The sequence below is a fragment of the Epilithonimonas sp. UC225_85 genome (assembly GCF_042695135.1).
Lineage (GTDB): Bacteria > Bacteroidota > Bacteroidia > Flavobacteriales > Weeksellaceae > Epilithonimonas.
Genome location: NZ_CP170547.1, coordinates 1,722,795 through 1,738,061 on the forward strand (window position 1 = coordinate 1,722,795; position 15,267 = coordinate 1,738,061).

The following is a 15,267-nucleotide window of genomic DNA, read 5'->3' on the forward strand; positions in this document are numbered from 1 at the left end:
GCGCATTAATATTTTAAAAATTAATTCTTAAAGGATTAACATAGCATCTCCGTAAGAATAAAACTTGTAGCCTTCTTTGATTGCTTCCTCGTAAGCCCTCATCACAAAATCTTTGTTCGCAAAAGCTGCGATCATCATAATTAATGTAGATTTAGGTGTGTGGAAGTTGGTGATCATTGCATTAGCAACCCCAAAATCGTGAGGCGGATAGATGAATTTGTTCGTCCATCCTCTGTAAGCGGAGATCTTTTTGTTAGAAGAAACAGAAGTTTCCAAAGCTCTCATCGTAGTCGTACCAACGGCACAAACCCTGCGGCCTTCCTCAACAGCTTTATTGATGATAGCAGCATTTTTCTCATCGATGATGGCTTCTTCAGATTCCATTTTGTGCTTGGAGAGATCTTCAACTTCAATCGGGTTAAAAGTTCCCAAACCAACGTGAAGTGTAATCTCTGCAAAATCAATTCCTTTGATCTCCAGTCTTTTCATCAAGTGTTTTGAGAAATGCAGACCTGCAGTTGGAGCAGCAACAGCACCTTCTACCTTGGCGTAGATTGTCTGGTATCTTTCTGCATCTTCCGGTTCTACTTCTCTTTTGATATATTTTGGAAGTGGCGTTTCACCAAGTTCTGTCAGTTTTGTACGGAATTCTTCGTAAGAACCATCGAATAAAAATCTTAAAGTTCTTCCTCTGGATGTTGTATTGTCGATAACTTCTGCTACAAGAGATTCGTCTTCAGTAAAGAATAATTTGTTACCAATTCTGATTTTTCTTGCCGGATCTACCAAAACATCCCAAACGCGTGTTTCAGGATCTAGTTCTCTCAACAAGAAAACTTCGATCTTAGCACCTGTTTTTTCTTTATTTCCGAACAGCCTTGCCGGGAAAACTTTGGTATTGTTAAAGATGAAAAGATCTTTCTCGTCAAAATAATCGATCACATCTTTGAATAAACGGTGAGTGATGGTTTCGGTTTTTCTGTCAAGTACCATCAATCTCGCCTCGTCGCGGTTTTCTGATGGGTGTTCAGCCAATAATTCAGCTGGTAGATCAAAATTAAAATCTGATGTCTTCATAAAATTTACGGATTTTATTGTTTTAAATTTTTTGGAATGGCAAAGATACAACATTAGAAAGGCTTTGTCAAGTAAATATGACTTTTTGGAAATCCAATTGATGACTTTGATGATTTATGAATTTTTTTTAGAAAATAAGCAATGTTATTTGGTGTTTTCTACAAAAAACATTTAATTTAGTGCATTTAAAAGTTGTTATCGCCAATTAATTCGCTTTGTTATGAGTATTGAAAACGAAAATCCTGAAATTGAAAAACCAAATTCTGAGGTCAATCCTGCTGAAAATCAATCAGTAGAAGAAGTGGCTAAAGAAGAAGTTTCGGAAAATGTAAAACCAGAAGCTGAAGTCGATTCTGTTGAAAATGAATCGGTAGAAGATGTTGCTGCAGAACAAAATTCAGAGGCTGAAACTGAAGCTGAAAAACAGGAATCTGAGCCAAATCCTGAAGTTGCCGAGGAAATCAAAGCTGAAAATGAAATTGTTTCTGAAGATCAAAATCAGAACGCTGAAGAAGAACCCGAAACTGAACATCAGGAAATCGAACTTGCTGAAGAAAATTATTCTAATCTCTCACTGAAAGAGACGTTGGATGAAATGGAAACTATCGTTAATAAAGACGATGCTCATTCTTTTTCGAAAAAATTCAATACACTTAGAGGATCATGCCAATCATAAAGTGGCAGACGAAACGGAGGATAAAAAACACGAATTCATAGAGCAGGGGAACGCCGAAGAACACTTCGAATTTCATCATCCGCATGCTTCAAAACTTTCTGCTCTTGTTAATATTTTCAGAGAGAAACAGGATAAATTTCATAAGTCTCAGGAAGCGGATCATCAGAAAAACCTTGATGAAAGATTATCAATTATAGAAAGACTGAAAAATCTTTATACCAATTCTGAACCGGGCGTTAATCTCTTCAAATCGATAAGAGAAGTAAAGGAAGCCTGGGGAAATGCCGGTCAGGTTGCAAAATCCGAGTTTAAAAACCTTAATAACAATTACTTCCACCATCTGAAGATGTTCAACGAGATGCTGGATCTTAACAAAGAATATCTGGAGCAGGAATTTGCTCATAATCTGGAAAAAAGACAACACATCATCTCAAGAGCAAAAGAATTACTTGACGAAAAAGTAGTCCAAAAAGCACTGAATGAATTGCAGTATCTTCACAAACTCTGGAAAGAAGAAGCAGAGCCTGTTGCTGAGGAATTCCGTGAGAAAACCTGGGAAGAGTTCAAAGAAGTTTCCAACAAGATCCACGAGAGAAAATCTGAACTGATCGCAGTAATGGAATCTGAGCAATTGGAAAATCTTGAAAAGAAAAATAAGATCATTGAGGAGCTCAAAACATTAGCAGCACCAGAATCTACCAATCATAGTTTTTGGCAGCAGGCAATTAAAAGAGTAGAAGAGTTACGTGCAGAATTTTTGAGACTGGGACCAGTTCCTAAAAAGTTATCCAATCAGAACTGGACGGATTTTAAAGTAGTTTTAAGGAATTTTAACACAGGCAAAAATGATTTCTATAAAAATCTGAAAGGTTCTCAGATTCATAATCTTGAGGCAAAACAGGGACTAATAAAAACAGCTCAGGACAATATGAATTCTGAAGATTGGGACATCGTAGTTCCGCTTTTCAAAAAACTTCAGGAAGATTGGAAAACCATTGGTCACGTTCCCAGAAGTCAGGCCAATAAAGTCTGGGACGATTTCCGTGATGCCTGTAACACGTTCTTTAAAAATTACAGAGAAAAAAATAACGCAACCGGTGACAACTGGAAAGAAAATTATAAAAGCAAAAAAGCATTGCTTGAAGATCTAAAGGCTTTGACGGATGAAGAAGGTTCTGTTGAGAAAATTGAAAATATCAAAAATGCCTGGAACGCGATCGGAAAAGTGCCGAAAGATAAGTTGTCAATTAATACGGAATTCAATAAAACACTTAGAGAGAAGCTGAAACTCAATAAGATCAATGAGTTCGATCTGAAAGAAGAAAACCTTTCTGAAAGCCAGTTAACAGATAAAGCGAGAAAGATTAAAAATCAAATCGCTGATCTGGAATCAGAAGTTGTACAATTGGAAAATAACTTATCATTCTTTGGAACTGCAAAACGTGATAACCCGCTTCTGAAAGATACTTATGATAAACTGGACAGTAAAAAAGAACAGTTGGAAAGCTTGAAAGTATCACTTCATAACATCATTGCCGGAGAATAAATTTATTTTTATTTCTACATATAAATCCCCTGAAAAGGGGATTTTTTTATTTAATTATTGAATGTAAATCATTATTAATATTCAAATTCAAAAAAATAAAAGATATCTTATAAAAAAATGATATTTTTATCATTCTTATATTAAGAACATTTATATGTTGAAAAAATACTTATTTATATTATCTGTTTTACCGGTTTTGGCTGTTGCTCAAGCTCCTGCAGGATATTATTCCGGAACAGAAAGTTTGACAGGTTATGCTTTGAAGACAAAGCTTCACGATATTATTTCCACCAAAATTTACAATTTTCATTACGATGATCTGAAAACGACAGTTAACCAGACAGATCTGGATAAATATTATGAAAATGACGGGACGATTCTGGACATCTATTCGGAAATACCAACTGGTCCGGATGCTTATAACTATACAAGCGCAAATATCATAGGAAGTGCAAATGCAGAAGGCTTGGGCTGGAATCGGGAACACATGATGCCGCAAAGTTCTTTTAATAGTGCATATCCAATGTATTCCGATCTGTTTTTTGTAGTTCCTACGGATGCGAGAATCAATCAATTACGAAGCAACTATCCATACGGAAAAGGCGGTTCTACGGTTTATTATAATTTCACAAACGGATCTAAACAAGCCTCCAATGCAACACCTAATGCTACTTATACCGGAAGAGTTTTTGAACCGATAGATGAGTTCAAAGGCGATATTGCCAGAACGCTGTTGTACTTCGCAGTGAGATATGAGGGCAAATTAGGGAGTTTCAATTTTACAACTAATGCAACAGATCCTACAAAAGACCAAAATCCTTTGGATGGCAGCGAGGAAAAAGCCTATGAAAACTGGTATGTTGCAATGTTGCTTTCCTGGCATCAGCTGGATCCTGTTTCTCAAAGAGAAATCGATCGAAATAATTCTGTTTACGCGCTTCAGAAAAACCGAAATCCATTCATCGATCATCCGGAATGGGTAACTTCTATTTGGTCACAATCATCTGATAATATTGCGCCGACAGCGCCTTCTTCACTTTTACTGGCGAGAAATTCTGCGTATTTTGTAAATCTTACCTGGCAGGCAAATCCGGAATCCGATGTTCTGGGTTACAGGATTTATCAGGACAATGTTTTGGTTGCGACTTCAAAAACAAATTCAGTTTCTATTGATCATTTGACGCCCGGGACGACTTATAATTTTACGGTAAAAGCTTATGATAATACTTATCTGGAGAGTCCGCAAAGTAATACTCTGAATGTTACAACTCTGTCGACAGATGTTTTTACAAAAGATTTACAAATAATTAAATATCTTGAAGGAACCGGAAATAACAAAGCCTTTGAAATTGCCAACAAAACTGGTCACAAAGTGAATCTTAATGGTTACAAATTATACATCCAGTACAAAGGAACGGCTTATTATTTTGGAGAGCCATTTGAACTGGAAGGCGAAATAGAAAATAACCAGAGTTTTGTGGCCATCAACCCGAATGCAAATTTCAGCTGCTTCAATATTTCAAATGCAAAATTCGTAACAGCAGCACCTTCACTTACTTTTACAGGAAGTCAATATGTGGATTTGTCCTATAAAACCGGAACTGTGGATGCTGTTGGAATTAAAGGTCAGGACAATGCAAATTCAAACAGATCACTTTACAGAAAATCAAATATTACCGACCCGACAGCGACTTTCGATATTAATGAATGGACAACTTACGCCTCAGATTATTGCCTTAATTTAGGAATTCTGGGTGTTAATGATTTCTCAAATAAAACAACTGGTTTTAATATTTATCCAAATCCGGTTACAAATGTTCTTAATATCAATGGCGATGTTAGCAAAACCAAGTCGGTTAAGATCTATGATATTTCAGGAAAATTGGTGAAAGATATTAGCAATCCATTTGTGAATCAAAAATTGATAGACGTTCGTTCTTTATTGCCAAATACTTACATTCTGAATATTGATGGAAAATCAATCAAGTTTATCAAAAAATAAACATAAAAGTTTATAATTAAAAAACTCCTTTTATTAAGGAGTTTTTTGTTTAAGATTTGGTGTGAATTTAGAATAGCATTATCGTTTTTATCAATTTAGATTTAACAAATAATTTCGTAAATTTGTGCATAAATCTAACAGTAAAAAGTTTAATCGGAAATCGTAGTGAAAGCGAATTCTGTTTAAGAAAATGAAACATTATGAGTCAAAAGAAAGAAATGCTTTACGAAGGTAAGGCTAAACAGGTTTTCGCTACCGAGAAACCTGACGAAGTTGTTGTACGTTACAAAGATGATGCGACAGCCTTCAATGCACAGAAACGCGGACAGTTTGATAGAAAAGGCGAACTGAACAATGCAATTTCTACGCTTATTTTTGGATATCTTGCAGAAAAAGGAATTCCGACTCACTTCATCGCAAAACTGGATGACAGAGAGCAGTTGGTTAAAAAGGTGGACATCATTCCTTTGGAAATGGTCGTTCGTAACTATGTTGCGGGAAGTATGGCTCAAAGATTAGGCGTTGAAGAAGGAGTAAAATCTCCTGTAACTATTTTTGACCTTTGCTACAAAAGAGATGATCTCGGAGATCCATTAATTAATGACCATCACGCCGTTTTCTTAGGAGCAGCAACTTATGACGAACTAAACGAGATGTACGCTTTGACAGATAAAATTAACCAACTTTTGATTGATCTTTTTGATAAAGCCAATGTGATCCTTGTAGATTTCAAAATCGAGTTAGGGAAAACTTCTGACGGTAAAATTGTTTTAGCGGATGAGATTTCTCCGGATACTTGCAGACTTTGGGATAAAGATACGATGAAGAAACTGGATAAAGATAGATTCAGAAGAGACTTAGGCGAGATTACCGAGGCTTATGTAGAGATCTTCGACAGACTTCAAACAGCTTTAGCTAAATAATCCAAAAACAAAAAAAATGGATTTAGAATTTCAAGATTATAGCACATTACCGAAATATGCTTTCCAAAACCGCTATCAGGAATTCGAAGAAACCAAACATCTTTCCAAAGAAGAAAAGGATGAGTATTATCCCTTTGACAAAATGGAAGAAGAATGCGGTGTTTTTGGAGTGCATTCAACGGAAAATCAGGATACCTTTTCCCTTTCGCAGTTTGGACTTTTTGCTTTGCAGCATCGTGGCCAGGAAGCTTGCGGAATTGCGGTTGGGAACAACGGAAAAATCCTTTCTGTAAAAGATGAAGGTCTGGTTCTGGATGTTTTCAAATCGATAGAAGATCCTCAGCAATATATGGGAAGCACCGTGATTGGTCACACCAGATATACAACTGCCGGCGACAAAAAGAAATATAATTTTCAGCCATTCTTTGCTAAGAATGAATATGATCAGATCATACTATCTATTGCTCACAACGGAAATCTTACCAATGCAAAACAACTCAGAAAAGAATTAGAAGATGAAGGCGTGGTTTTCCGAGCAACTTCTGATACGGAAGTTATTCTTAGATTAATTCAGAAAAACCTGGACCTTGGACTTCGTGGCGCAATCAAAGCGACGATGGAAAAGATCGAAGGTGCCTATTCTGTAGTCGGACTTACAAGAAATAAATTTTTTGCTTTCCGGGATTTTAACGGGATCCGACCATTGGTTCTTGGTGCGATTGATGAAAATACCTTTGTTGTAGCTTCAGAAAGTTGTGCTTTGGATGGAGTAGGAGCGCAATATGTGCGTGATATTTTGCCTGGCGAGATTGTTTATACCAGCGATAATGAAGAAGGTCTGCAATCTTATCTTGTGAAAGATGATTGCGTCAACAAGATCTGTGCTTTCGAATATATTTATTTTGCAAGACCGGATTCTACTTTGGAAGGCATCAACGTTCACGAAGTGCGGGAGAAATCCGGGATGAAGATCTGGGAACAGGCACCTGTAGAAGCCGATATTGTGATTGGCGTTCCTGATTCCGGAGTTCCTGCTGCGATTGGTTTTTCCAAGGCGTCCGGTATTCCTTTCCGTCCGGTTTTGATCAAGAACAGATACATTGGGCGTTCGTTCATTATTCCTTCTCAGGAGATGCGAGAACATTTTGTGAATCTGAAACTTAATCCGATCGTTTCCGAAATGAAGGATAAAAGAGTCGTTATTATTGATGATTCTATCGTGCGTGGAACCACTTCCAAGCGTCTGGTTAAGATTCTTAAAAATGCCGGTGTTAAGGAAATACACTTCAGAAGTGTTTCTCCGCCAATTATTGCGCCTTGTTTTTTAGGAATTGATACGCCGACGAAAGATGACTTAATTTCTGCGAATATGAATAAGGAAGAACTTAGACAATATCTGGATGTTGACAGTCTGGAATTCCTAAGTGTCGATAATCTGATAGAGATTTTGGGATCGCCAAATCATTGTTTCGGATGTTTTACAGAGAAATATCCAGTGAAAAATCCGGACGAATTGGCATTAGTAGATCAAGGTGATTAGAGTTTGACAACGTCGAATCATTCCATTAGGTTTGGACAGCTTTATCCGTCCTCCGTTCCCGCTTTTTTCTTTTTTGATAAAAAAGAAAAAGAGCTCCACTCAGGCCGGGCTGCTGTAATTCTATGGTAATAGAAAAATGATTTCAATCAACCACGATATATATCATAAACCGCCAGGACAAATCCATTTGTTCTGGCGGTTTTTTGCTTAATGATCAGTTTTTGAAAACAAAAAACCCTGCCGAAGCAGGGTAAAAACTAATAACCATGAAAACTCAAATTAAACATGAGAATCGAATATTAAGTAGCAAATGTTATGCCAAAAAATATCTTTTCCCAGAAAAGAATTTCCGAGAGCAAATGTAACAAAAAATTATTGTAAATTTGCATTTCTTTAAAAATAAAATTAAAAATAATGTCAGGAAAAATCACATTTACCATGATCAAGCCGGATGCTGTTGCAGATGGACATATTGGTGCGATCCTTGGAAAAATCAGTGAAGCTGGTTTTAAAATTAAAGCTTTGAAATTGACGCAGCTTACTGTTGCTGATGCCAAAAAATTCTACGAAGTACATTCTGAAAGACCATTCTACGGAGAGTTGGTGGACTTTATGTCTTCTGGACCAATCGTAGCGGCGGTTTTGGAAAAAGATAATGCAGTAGAAGATTTCAGAACTACAATTGGTGCTACAAACCCTGCTGAAGCAGCCGAAGGAACCATCAGAAAGCTTTTTGCTAGAAGCATCGGAGAAAATGCAGTTCACGGTTCTGACTCAGACGAAAATGCGCTTATTGAAGCTCAGTTTCATTTTTCCGGGAGAGAGATTTTCTAGTTCCTTTTGAAAATTAAAATATAAAATAGGCTGTCAGTTTTGACAGCCTATTTTTTGTGGTATTTTGTCAATAGCCCCGATAGTAGCGGCATCCTTTTTTTGCTTGGGGAAAGCTTTGGGAAAAAAAGATATAGCGGATAGCGGGATTAAGCTCCTAATAATTTAGAATTTCAAAAGTTCAATCGTTCTCTCCGGATCTTGCGAAGAGAAAACAGCGTTTCCGGCTACCAAAACATCCGCGCCGGCGTCAAATAGCTTGGAAGCATTATCCAGATTCACACCGCCGTCAACCTGAATCAATGCGGTCGAATTATTGCTTAGAATCAAATCTTTGGTTTCGCTGATTTTTTTGTAAGTATTTTCTATAAATTTTTGTCCGCCAAATCCTGGGTTCACGCTCATTAATAAAACCAAATCCACGTCTGCAATAATATCTTCCAGCATCAAAACCGGCGTTGCAGGATTGAGAACAACGCCAGCTTTCGCACCTTTGCTCTGGATCAAATGAATTGTTCTGTGGAGGTGAACGCAAGCCTCGTAATGAACTGAAACGAGATCTGCGCCTAATTCAATAAATTCTTCCACATATTTTTCCGGCTCCACGATCATCAGGTGAACGTCCACAAATTTTTTGGCGTGCTGCTGAACGGTTTTCATGACAGGAAATCCGAAAGAGATATTCGGGACAAATCGGCCGTCCATCACATCTACGTGGAACCAGTCTGCCTGGGAATTGTTGAGCATTTCTATGTCTCTCTGGAGATTTCCAAAATCTGCGGAAAGTAGAGAAGGTGCTATGAGTTTTGTTTTCATTTTATACTTTTTACTTTTATTTCTTAATGATACTTCAGCTTCATTGTTGGTTTTATCTTCAGAAGACTTTCGTAGATTAGTTTGATGACATTGCTGACATCTTCTTTAGAAACCATTTCTACGGTCGTGTGCATATACCGCAAAGGCAAAGAGATCAATGCGCTGGGAACGCCGCCGTTGGAATGGGCAAAAGCGTCTGTGTCCGTTCCCGTTGCTCTGCTTGCGGCTGCTCTTTGGAAAGGGATTTCTTTTTCCTTAGCTGTATCAATAATGAGTTCCCTGATTTTGTGATGAACACTTGGTGCGAAGAAAACAACAGGTCCGTCGCCACATTTCTGATCACCTTCTTTTTTCTTTTCAATCATTGGAGTTGTGGTGTCGTGTGTCACGTCTGTCACAATGGCGATATTTGGTTTGATAGTGTCTGCAATCATGTCAGCTCCGTATAAACCCACTTCTTCCTGAACAGAATTGGTGATGTAAAGTCCGAAAGGTAATTTCTTTTTGTTTTCTTTCAGAAGTCTGGCTACTTCTGCAATCATAAATCCGCCAATTCTGTTGTCCAAGGCGCGGCAGACAAAATATCTGTCATTCAGTTCGAAAAATTCGTCCGGATAAGTGATCATGCAGCCGACAAAAATTCCCAATTCTTCTACTTCTTTCTTTGAAATTGCGCCGCAATCGATAAAGATATTTTCAATCTTTGGAACCGGCTCATTTGCGTTGGCACTTCTTGTGTGGATCGCGGGCCATCCGAAAACACCTTTTACTATGCCTTTTTCTCCGTGGATATTTACTACTTTTGAGGGCGCAATAGTCTGGTCTGAGCCGCCGTTTCTGATGACATAAATCAAACCGTCATCTGTAATATAATTCACGTACCAGCTAATCTCATCGGCGTGGGCTTCTATAACCACTTTGAAGTCAGCTTCAGGATTGATAATGCCGTAAGCCGTTCCATAATGATCGACCTCGATTTTATCAACAAAAGGTTTGATATAATCCATCCATATTTTTTGACCATTATGCTCATAACCTGTTGGAGAAGCTGTGTTCAAATATTGTTCTAAGAATTTAATTGATTTCTTTTCGAATTTCATATCTAAAGGGAATGATTTTTGTTGATTAGATTTGTTAATTTTTATGACAGTAAAAGTAATGATTTTTCATAAATTGATCCCGATTCTTTTCTTATTTACAGGCATATTTTGTTTTTCACAGCAAGATACGTTAGCGGTAAAATCTTTTGATGATATTCCTAAAAGTGAGTTGCAAAAAGATGAATTCGGAAATGAATATTACTATGATGAAGCTCAAAAAGCTAAAATCTACAAAATAAATGGCGAACAGGTTATTGTTTTGGACGAGTTGACCATACGAGCGAATCCGCATTTTAATAACCAACTGGATAGAAATTTCTATTTTTTCCTTAATAAAAAACTCAATCGTGTTTATCCATTATTCCTGGATGCACTGCAACAGTATCGCGATATAAAAAAAGAAAGTGCTAACCTGAAAGGTTCCGACAGAAGCATATACATGAAACAGAGACAAACTGAACTTGCGGCGAATTATGAAAAACAACTTCGGGAATTGACAACGTCAGAAGGTCAGGTTTTTGCGAAGCTTATGAACAGAGCAACTGGAAAAACTGTTTATGAAATCATTAAAGAATTAAGAGGTGGATGGAGCGCTTTCTGGTGGAACGTAAAAGGAAATATTGCTGATGTAAGCCTGAAAACGCCTTATGATCCTCATAAATACCGAGATGATCTTTTTATAGAATCATTGCTGCAATCCAATTGGAATCTGGGTTATTTACGGCCTTATCCCGGAGCAAATGATTACAAGGTTAATAAATAATAAAGTTTTATCATAAATAAAAAAAATGCATTACGTTTCTGTAATGCATTTTTTATTAAAATAATATCTTTTATAATTCTGTAATCAGGTAATTTTGATATTTTGATTTGTCGAAAGTGAAAAGTGAGGCTGGAAGTGTCTGATTCTCTTTGTAATTATTAATCGTGATCACTGCAAGATCATTGTTGTTGGAAACCTGTTCCAATTTGATTAATTTTTTTTGTGGTGTATTCACATACAAAGTCACACTTTTGAGTCCGTTTGCTTTTACAGGGGTCATTTTGATGACATCAACAGGAATTCCGCTGATTGTTTTTTTACCTGAATAATTTACATTGTAATCCTTTTTGTAAGAATCCAGATAACTTAATGGTGAAAAATGAACTTGATTTTCATTAGGCTTTGCAATGGTGATTTCTTTGTCTTCGTCACTGATGCTATAAACCTTGTTTCCATCAAAAATCTGCTCAGTACCCATAATTTTTAGTTTGTACCTGCTGTTGTCTGAGTAGAAGATCCCGGTTTGACTTTGGCTATCTTTTGAAGCTCCTGTAGTGTATGAGAATTTGAAATAAGAATTCTTTTTACTCTTATAATTTCTTGTAATGTCATCCAATATTGTTTTTGACTTTGAGTCAATAGTCTGTCCAAAAACCATTAGATTGATTCCTAAAAATGCTATTACAGAGAAAGATTTTGTGATAGAACTTTTCATTTAATTTTTAAGATTTAATTATTGCAAAGTTAAGTTTTCAATATTAATGCCAATATTTTTGAATGATAAAGTTTGTTAAGATTCAGGAATAAAAAAACCTTTCCAGAAGATGCCTGAAAAGGTTTTTATTTTAATTTAAGGATGGCAGATTAATCTACAATCAATTTTTCTGCGTTAGATTTACCGTTTTCAGTAATCACCACAAGATAAGTTCCTTTAACAAGTCCTTTTGTAGAAATAGAATCTGAACTGTTTTTCTTTCTTTCAAGAGATTTAACGAGTTTTCCGTTCATATCCAAGATTTCTACTTTGATGCTTGCGTTACCAACAGTTGGAGCAGCTTTGATAAAGAATTCTCCTTTTGCAGGGTTTGGATAGATGCCAAATGCTTTATTTTTAGCGACTTCTTCTGTTGCAAGAATACAAGCAGCCGGAACATCAAATCCATTGACCTGATCTGTAATGCTGGAAGTGCTTCCTGCCGATGCACTAACACCTAAACCTCTTCTTGCAAACACACTCCAGATAAGACAGTTGTCTGTACCGCCAGCTAATTGGTCCGCTTGTAAAATAGCATCTCTACCAGAAATGAATCCTGGATTACACGGCTGTAATTTCAAACCATTCATTACCAATTGAAGTGCTTTTGCGCTTCCAGAGTTTGGATCTGCCGTTATATTATAATTGTAGCCATATTTTTCTGCCATTTTCCAATGAAGATCCCAAAGCATTGTTGCCCAGATTTCTCCAACTGCGTGAGGTTGTCCTCCAGTGGAGTTGGTGTCTGCGTACGTATGAGGATTTACAGTCATATCGGTTGTATATCTGTAAGATCTGATTCCTGCTCCTGTTGTAGGTGTATTAGTAGAGTAAGTTCCAATTCCTCTTCCTGTAGTAGCAGTGTAACTAGGTGTGTTTGTTAACATCAATGCAAAGAAATCTGACCATCCTTCACCCATTTGTTCAAGACTTGTTAAACAGCTGTACCCCTGACCGGTTAATCTGTTAGAGATTCCGTGACCATATTCGTGGATCATAACGCCGTTATCAAAACTTGAGTTTTTGTAACCTACGCCAAGATCTTTCAGACTTACGTTTACAGTTCTGGATGCTGCGATTTCCGCAGTAATGAAGTTACCCTCATCTCTAGGAATCATCACCATAGGAATATTAATTCCGGAACCATTTGTAATAGACCAGTCTGTTACTGTATTGGAAGAAGTTCTATGAAGCAATGCACCTACAGCTCCTGCTGCCTGTACATTTTTAATTTTAACATCATTTGTACATCCGGAAATTGTAACAAGGGCAATTTTACCGGTTAAGCTTCCTGCTGTAAGAGCAGTACAAGCATTCAGCACAGATGGAATGGCAACATCTCCGGTTACTGGAGTTTCCATAAGATATCTTCCGCCACTACTATAGGATCCGACAGCTGTGTTTACAGCAGGTCTTGTTGCTAAGACTGGGTCGTTATAAAACATTCTTTGCTGGAAAGTTACGCCATAATCCCATAGATACATCTGCATTCTTGGTGCGGATACAATCCAGTTGCCAACGCCATTAAGAATTTCTGAACCCGATGCAAAATTGGCATTGTTATATCCACTTCCGTCAAAAGCTTCTGCTCTTACGGCATCACCTTGTCCTCCTCCTTTTCCAAAGTTGTTGGTTTGGAAATTTCTAGTCGCTTCTGTAAATCCAAATTTATAGAAGATGTCATGGATCATATTATTGGCATAGAATAAGTTCGTAACAGCCGAACTTCTATTATCATAAGCACTCAGGGTCGGGCTTTCTGCAAATGGAAAATCAAATGTCAGACTTCCTGTTGTAGTACTCTGTGGAGAAAATCCGTTGATGTTATTACTTGCGTTATTATCAACATAAGCAAAAACATTATTTCCGGAAGTATTTGTATAATTAGTGGTTCCGTTAGAGTGCCATCCTTCTGGAGAAGCAGTCAGATCCCAAGGGTTTGAAACTAATACTCTGGAACCAAAAGTTGGAGCTTCTAATGGGAATGGGAATACATTATAAGTTGCATCGGTAGCAGCTTTTGTACTTTTACCAGTTGTGTGATTATTAAAATGAGCTAATAACTGATGATTAGTTTCGGCAGGAGCATCTGCTGTAAAATGATTAATGTCAAAAGAACATTCGTCGATCATTTTGGTGTTTTCCAAAATCTCACCGGTTGTAAGACTTACCAGAGTTGCAAAAAACTTATTCTCTTTGCTTTGATTGATGAAGAATAGCTGAGCAGGGATCAAAGTATTATTTCTTTCAAAATAAAAACGAAGACTTGCTATTTTATTATCTGGCAAGTTGATAAGATCGCCGCTTTTTTCATCCATGATTTCGAATCCGGAATCTTTGATATCCAAAAATCTTAAAGCGGAAGAAAAAGCCTCTGACTTGTCAATTTTATCGGCAACTACATTATTATTGACCTTCTGGAAGTTATTATTGAAAGAAATTACTTTTCCTTCTCTTATAACTGCTTTTGCCAAAGATTTGTAAATTGGTACATTTCCATAATATTGCTGAACATTCACAATATTGGATTTTAAACTTTCAGAATTATCTTCGTTTAAGATTTTGAATTCTGCACTTTCATTGTTACGAAAGCTAACGTCAGTTTTGATAAAGTTTTTGATGACTTTTTCAGTAGTCTGCGCATTGAGATTGGCAAACAAAAAGAAAACACCAATACCTGCACATTTAGATAGTTGATTTATTTTCATATAAAATTATAATTTTCAATTAAAAATCGGATTAACAAAAATATTTAAAATTTTCCTTTTTAATGATTAAAATATAAACAAATTTCAAATGTTTGAATTATTGTCAAAACTTTAACTATAAATTTATTAATAATATAATTAAAAAAGTTTGTTGCCAACATAAACAATATTTGGATTTTCCAATAAAGACGAGATCCCTTCGCGGAACTTCATCATATGCTCCGAAACCTGATGATTATGCAGATCTTCACTGGATTCCCAGTTTTCGTGAATGAAAAACACACCTTTGTTTCTGTTGTCTTCGAAGAGATCATATTGCACACAGCCTGTCTCTTTACGGGATTCTATAACGAGTTTTTTTAATAATTCAATGGCATCCATCATTGAGTTTTCTTTGATATGAATGACTGCGCTTAAGTAAATATTCATGGTTTGATTCTAAAAATTTTGATTATCAAATTTATAAAAAAATCAGGCTTATTAATTTTAAATGATAGAATTATATAATTAATAAAAAAAAATGTATTTTTG

At 36.5% G+C, this 15,267-nt stretch carries 13 protein-coding genes; 7 read left to right on the top strand and 6 right to left on the bottom strand.

Translation table 11 applies throughout. The features are described 5' to 3' along the window. Window positions 1–27: 27 nt before the first annotated feature. Window positions 28–1,077, bottom strand: a complete 1,050-nt coding sequence (gene queA / locus ACFJGY_RS08075) for a tRNA preQ1(34) S-adenosylmethionine ribosyltransferase-isomerase QueA (RefSeq protein ID WP_379969864.1) — start codon at window positions 1,075–1,077, stop codon at window positions 28–30. Between the two features lie 220 nt (window positions 1,078–1,297). Between queA and ACFJGY_RS08080 the strand changes: the two genes are divergently transcribed. The 6 genes from ACFJGY_RS08080 (at window position 1,298) to ACFJGY_RS08105 (ending at window position 8,598) form a co-directional block, all read left to right on the top strand. Beyond that, window positions 1,298–1,753, top strand: coding sequence for a hypothetical protein (locus ACFJGY_RS08080; protein ID WP_379969866.1), 456 nt, complete (start codon window positions 1,298–1,300; stop codon window positions 1,751–1,753). A 1-nt stretch (window position 1,754) separates the two neighbouring features. Next, window positions 1,755–3,299 carry a DUF349 domain-containing protein gene (locus tag ACFJGY_RS08085; protein WP_379969868.1) on the top strand — a complete coding sequence of 515 codons (1,545 nt, stop codon included), beginning with the start codon at window positions 1,755–1,757 and terminating at the stop codon, window positions 3,297–3,299. Between the two features lie 154 nt (window positions 3,300–3,453). Next, entirely contained in the window at window positions 3,454–5,301 is a 1,848-nt protein-coding gene (locus tag ACFJGY_RS08090; RefSeq protein WP_379969870.1) for an endonuclease, read from the top strand. A 200-nt stretch (window positions 5,302–5,501) separates the two neighbouring features. Further along, window positions 5,502–6,224 carry a phosphoribosylaminoimidazolesuccinocarboxamide synthase gene (gene purC, locus ACFJGY_RS08095; RefSeq protein ID WP_379969872.1) on the top strand — a complete coding sequence of 241 codons (723 nt, stop codon included), beginning with the start codon at window positions 5,502–5,504 and terminating at the stop codon, window positions 6,222–6,224. 16 nt (window positions 6,225–6,240) lie between these two features. Then, the gene (gene purF, locus ACFJGY_RS08100) at window positions 6,241–7,764 is read left to right on the top strand and encodes an amidophosphoribosyltransferase (protein ID WP_379969874.1); all 1,524 of its coding nucleotides are present in this window, start codon (window positions 6,241–6,243) and stop codon (window positions 7,762–7,764) included. 414 nt (window positions 7,765–8,178) lie between these two features. Continuing rightward, window positions 8,179–8,598 (top strand): nucleoside-diphosphate kinase, encoded by a 420-nt coding sequence (locus tag ACFJGY_RS08105; RefSeq protein ID WP_034965572.1) that lies wholly within the window; start codon window positions 8,179–8,181, stop codon window positions 8,596–8,598. 162 nt (window positions 8,599–8,760) lie between these two features. Here ACFJGY_RS08105 and rpe read toward each other — a convergent pair whose 3' ends face one another. Beyond that, on the bottom strand, window positions 8,761–9,411 hold the full coding sequence (gene rpe / locus ACFJGY_RS08110) for a ribulose-phosphate 3-epimerase (RefSeq protein ID WP_379969876.1): 651 nt from the start codon (window positions 9,409–9,411) through the stop codon (window positions 8,761–8,763). 23 nt (window positions 9,412–9,434) lie between these two features. Further along, window positions 9,435–10,511, bottom strand: a complete 1,077-nt coding sequence (locus tag ACFJGY_RS08115) for a M42 family metallopeptidase (protein ID WP_379969878.1) — start codon at window positions 10,509–10,511, stop codon at window positions 9,435–9,437. A gap of 43 nt (window positions 10,512–10,554) precedes the next feature. Between ACFJGY_RS08115 and ACFJGY_RS08120 the strand changes: the two genes are divergently transcribed. Continuing rightward, window positions 10,555–11,274: a DUF4294 domain-containing protein gene (locus ACFJGY_RS08120; protein WP_379969880.1), complete on the top strand. Its 720-nt coding sequence runs from the start codon at window positions 10,555–10,557 to the stop codon at window positions 11,272–11,274. Window positions 11,275–11,344: 70 nt separating this feature from the next. Here ACFJGY_RS08120 and ACFJGY_RS08125 read toward each other — a convergent pair whose 3' ends face one another. The 3 genes from ACFJGY_RS08125 to ACFJGY_RS08135 all read right to left on the bottom strand — a co-directional run bounded on the left by ACFJGY_RS08125 (window position 11,345) and on the right by ACFJGY_RS08135 (window position 15,165). Further along, entirely contained in the window at window positions 11,345–11,989 is a 645-nt protein-coding gene (locus tag ACFJGY_RS08125) for an outer membrane lipoprotein carrier protein LolA (RefSeq protein WP_379969882.1), read from the bottom strand. A gap of 149 nt (window positions 11,990–12,138) precedes the next feature. Next, window positions 12,139–14,736: a T9SS-dependent M36 family metallopeptidase gene (locus ACFJGY_RS08130; protein ID WP_379969884.1), complete on the bottom strand. Its 2,598-nt coding sequence runs from the start codon at window positions 14,734–14,736 to the stop codon at window positions 12,139–12,141. A 138-nt stretch (window positions 14,737–14,874) separates the two neighbouring features. Continuing rightward, on the bottom strand, window positions 14,875–15,165 hold the full coding sequence (locus ACFJGY_RS08135; RefSeq protein WP_379969886.1) for a putative quinol monooxygenase: 291 nt from the start codon (window positions 15,163–15,165) through the stop codon (window positions 14,875–14,877). Window positions 15,166–15,267: the final 102 nt, after the last annotated feature.